This is a genomic window from Rickettsia sp. TH2014 (assembly GCF_019249195.1).
Classification (GTDB): Bacteria; Pseudomonadota; Alphaproteobacteria; order Rickettsiales; family Rickettsiaceae; genus Rickettsia; species Rickettsia felis.
Genome location: NZ_MXAX01000061.1, coordinates 1 through 3480, shown reverse-complemented (window position 1 = coordinate 3480; position 3480 = coordinate 1). Strand labels below are relative to the sequence as shown.

Here is a 3480-nt window from a genome sequence, read left to right as displayed (position 1 = left end):
TTAATTTTACTAAATGTAAGATTAAATCTCAACTATTACAGAAGTTTTAGCTTCAACTAACATCTATGGTTTGTTATTTTTTGTTACTAAAAAATCTATTTCTTTCTTTTGTTTATCTCTAATAAAATATAATTCATATTCACCAAATCCTAAATCACTCCAAAAATGACAGAATTTTAATAAATGATTTGCAATAAAATTTTCATATCTTACTCTCATATCTTCTATAAGCGACCAGTCCCATAGATATATTTTTGGCTCTTGTATTAAACTTCTTGGGATATTATTTGACCATGGATAAATACGATAACTATAAAAAAACGACTCAAATGACTCAGGCCATCTTGTAATGGTTGGAATCGACACTTTAATTTTATTTGCAAGAGAGCTATAAGATGCTTGCCTCCTATAGAGGAAGTCAAAAAGCTCCCTAAGGCTTCCATTTGAGATAACTCTTGGATTTGTGTTAACCCTCTAATATCTTCTTTAAAAAGCTGAGTATTTTTAGTTTTCTTCCATCTATGCCAAAATGTGGAAGAATTCTTAAGATAAGGATCAGGAAAACCACCAAATTTAAATAAGGATTCAAATTGTTCTTCAGATATTTTTTTGGTAGATTTATTTCTTTGGTTAGACTACTAAAATTTTTTATTACTTCAGCTAGTGTCAAAGGGTGCATACGATATGGGAAATATCTTCCCATCATACTATCACCACCTTTTTTATATACTCCAAGCTTTGAGCTGCCGGTAACTATAATGTGAGCTTGTTCTCCACAAACATCATAAAATCCTTTTAAAAAAGTTTGCTAGTTTGAGAATTTATGTAATTCATCAAAAATCACGATAGGGTTATTTTGATCCGGAATATGTAGATTTATAAAATCCGCTATTGCTGTTGTTCCTTTTAAAATTAGCAAACGAGCCTTTTCTTCATCCCAATTTAAGTAGTAATTTTTATCTATTACTTTTTAGCTAAAGTAGTTTTACCGACTTGACGGGCTCCTTCTATAAAAATCATTTACCTATTTTCTTGCAAGTGATTTTTTATTACTAATTCATAAATCCTTTTCATATATTTATTATGACCATTATAACATGCATATTAATTTGGTCATAACTATTATAATATACACGTTATAATGGTCAAGTACTTATAACCTAGTTATCTATCTAGTGGGAACTACTGGGATTCCCACTTTTGTAAGTTTAGCACCTTTTGGCTTTTTAATTCCTGCGAATTTTTGGTCTTCTTGTTGTTTTCGTAGTTTTTCTCCTATTTTTGCAGCTTCTCTGCTACCTTTAAGAGCATTTTTTACGGGCTTTGTGTTAAGATTCGTAACACCTTTTGAAATCTTAATATCTTCATCTTTATCAAAATATCTTATGTCTGTAGCAGTACTTAAATGATAAACTCCACTACTTTTTTGTATAAACTGATTTTGATTTTGTAAAGCTTTGCCTTCTAAATCTAAGAATTTACCATTTTTTTCAATAGCAAATACTTTTCCATTTTTTTTGAAGAATAGTTTCATCAAGCTTAATATTCTTATCTAATACTACTTTTCCAAAATCACCTACCTCACCAATTTTTGTACCACTAAGATCATATGCGTAAAGTTTTTCTTCATGGAAATCTAAGTTGTTTAAAAAATTCTTTATGGAATTCTTATCATTAGTAAAATTGCCTGATTCATAAGTACCTATAATTTTCTCTTCTTTGCTTACTACTTTTTCCGTATATTTTTCTTCTTTAATAACTTTTTTAGTATTTTTAATAATTCCAAGATAAGCTAGAGCTTTTTTAAACTTACCCAAATTACGCTTTACCTCAACTTCTACGGGTCTAGAAAATTCTTTTTCTTTTACTTCTTCAACCTCCCCTATAACTAACTGCCCATCTATAGGTCTACCCAGTTTATCTTTAAAATGAATTAATTTGGCATTTTTTACTCTATTTAATTCAATTTCTTCAGTTTGAAAATGTAGATGTTTTTTTCTAGCATAAATTCCTCCTTGAATAAATTTTGAGTTATTTCAAGTGTAAAGGAGTAAATTAAATTTTTGCAAGAAGTTTTTATTGTTAGTTATTTCTCAATAACTAACAAATATTAAGAATTAAAAACTACTGTGCCGTCCAGCCCCCATCTATCAAGAGTCCACTACCTGTTATTGATGATGCTTTTTCATCACATAAGAATATTACTAAGTTTGCTATTTCATCAGCTTCTACAAATTTTTTCGTAGCTTGAGATTTTAAAATTACATCTCTTAGTGTCGATTCCTCACTGATATGTCTAGCTTTAGCAGTATCTGCTATTTGATTCCTGACTAAGGGAGTATTAACGTAACCGGGGCAGATAGCATTAACCGTAATATTATTCTCAGCCACTTCTAAAGCAACGGTTTTGGTAAGCCCAAGGATACCATGCTTGCTGCTACATATGCCGACTTAAAGGGTGATGCGACATATGCGTGAGCGGAAGCGATGTTAACAATCCGCCCGAAGCCATTTTTTTTCATAATTGGTATTGCGTATTTTGTGGTATAGAACGAGGCTATTAAATCTATACGCAAAATTTGTTCCCATTTATCTTCAGGAAATTCATCGATAGGAGCAACATGCTGAATACCGGCATTATTTACTAATATGTCTATTTTGCCGAATTCTTTTATTATTCTCTCAAACATAGAAAATATTTCTTCAGGTTCTGCCAAATTTGTTCCTTGATAAAACACGCTACTTGCACCAAGCTCTTTCAATTCTGCTAAAATTCTGGCTACTTCCGTCTCTTTTGCAAAACCGTTAATAACTATTTTAGACTCAAGTTTTGCGAAATGTTTTGCTATCTCAAGTCCGATACCGCTAGTAGAACCGGTAATAACTGCTACTTTGTCTTTCATTTTCACCTCCTACCGTGTGTAATAACCGTGACTTGTACCAGCTACATCGTCATTGCGGGCAGCCGTAGGCTGCGTGGCAATCTCATGAAGTAATAACAAAACTCCTGAGATTACTTCGTCAATTACTGTGCAGTTTCCTCGCAATGACGATTTAGCCGATACAAGCCACGGCATGACATAGTTAATCAAGTATTATTTGTCTTTTATTTAAAAGTAACTTATATTAGATTTTACTTAAAGAAATAATGTATATACTCGTTTAATTTGAAAAATTGGCATTGTCGTTCTACAAGGGCTACGGTACTCACATATTAATATATGCTCCGTTCCTCGCCTTGTGAACTCCTAGCTCTTTTCCAAATTAAACTTCGTCTACTCTTCATTTTAATTAGAGTATAATTTATGGAAATTGTTAATAGTGTTGATGTATCTGTATCTTGTCAAGGCAAAGAATATCCATATGACCATCCAAAAGTTTATTTAGAGATTGATAAAGAGAAAAAGGAAGTTATCTGTCCGTATTGTAGCAAGAAATTTAAACTAGTAACAAATGTAATAGTTGAGATTTAATCTTACA

General features: G+C 31.5%; 5 protein-coding genes and 2 pseudogenes. 1 reads left to right on the top strand and 6 read right to left on the bottom strand.

The window, feature by feature from the left end; translation table 11 throughout:
- Window positions 1–63: 63 nt before the first annotated feature.
- From KYQ89_RS00905 to KYQ89_RS00880, 6 genes and pseudogenes are all read right to left on the bottom strand, one after another.
- Window positions 64–450 carry a DUF4143 domain-containing protein gene (locus tag KYQ89_RS00905; RefSeq protein ID WP_371920383.1) on the bottom strand — a complete coding sequence of 129 codons (387 nt, stop codon included), beginning with the start codon at window positions 448–450 and terminating at the stop codon, window positions 64–66.
- A 16-nt stretch (window positions 451–466) separates the two neighbouring features.
- Window positions 467–793, bottom strand: a pseudogene (locus KYQ89_RS08165) (AAA family ATPase); the annotation flags it as partial.
- A gap of 375 nt (window positions 794–1168) precedes the next feature.
- On the bottom strand, window positions 1169–1534 hold the full coding sequence (locus tag KYQ89_RS07555) for a hypothetical protein (RefSeq protein WP_256621170.1): 366 nt from the start codon (window positions 1532–1534) through the stop codon (window positions 1169–1171).
- Complete coding sequence (locus KYQ89_RS07550; protein WP_256621169.1) at window positions 1491–1817, bottom strand: hypothetical protein; 327 nt, start codon at window positions 1815–1817, stop codon at window positions 1491–1493. Before KYQ89_RS07550 ends, KYQ89_RS07555 begins: the two co-directional genes overlap by 44 nt.
- 307 nt (window positions 1818–2124) lie before the next feature.
- A pseudogene (locus KYQ89_RS00885) lies at window positions 2125–2903 on the bottom strand (3-hydroxybutyrate dehydrogenase).
- A 9-nt stretch (window positions 2904–2912) separates the two neighbouring features.
- The gene (locus KYQ89_RS00880; RefSeq protein ID WP_256621168.1) at window positions 2913–3077 is read right to left on the bottom strand and encodes a hypothetical protein; all 165 of its coding nucleotides are present in this window, start codon (window positions 3075–3077) and stop codon (window positions 2913–2915) included.
- Window positions 3078–3305: 228 nt separating this feature from the next.
- Here KYQ89_RS00880 and KYQ89_RS00875 point away from each other — a divergent pair, with 228 nt between their 5' ends.
- Window positions 3306–3473 carry a zinc-finger domain-containing protein gene (locus tag KYQ89_RS00875; RefSeq protein ID WP_218459943.1) on the top strand — a complete coding sequence of 56 codons (168 nt, stop codon included), beginning with the start codon at window positions 3306–3308 and terminating at the stop codon, window positions 3471–3473.
- Window positions 3474–3480 lie beyond the last annotated feature (7 nt).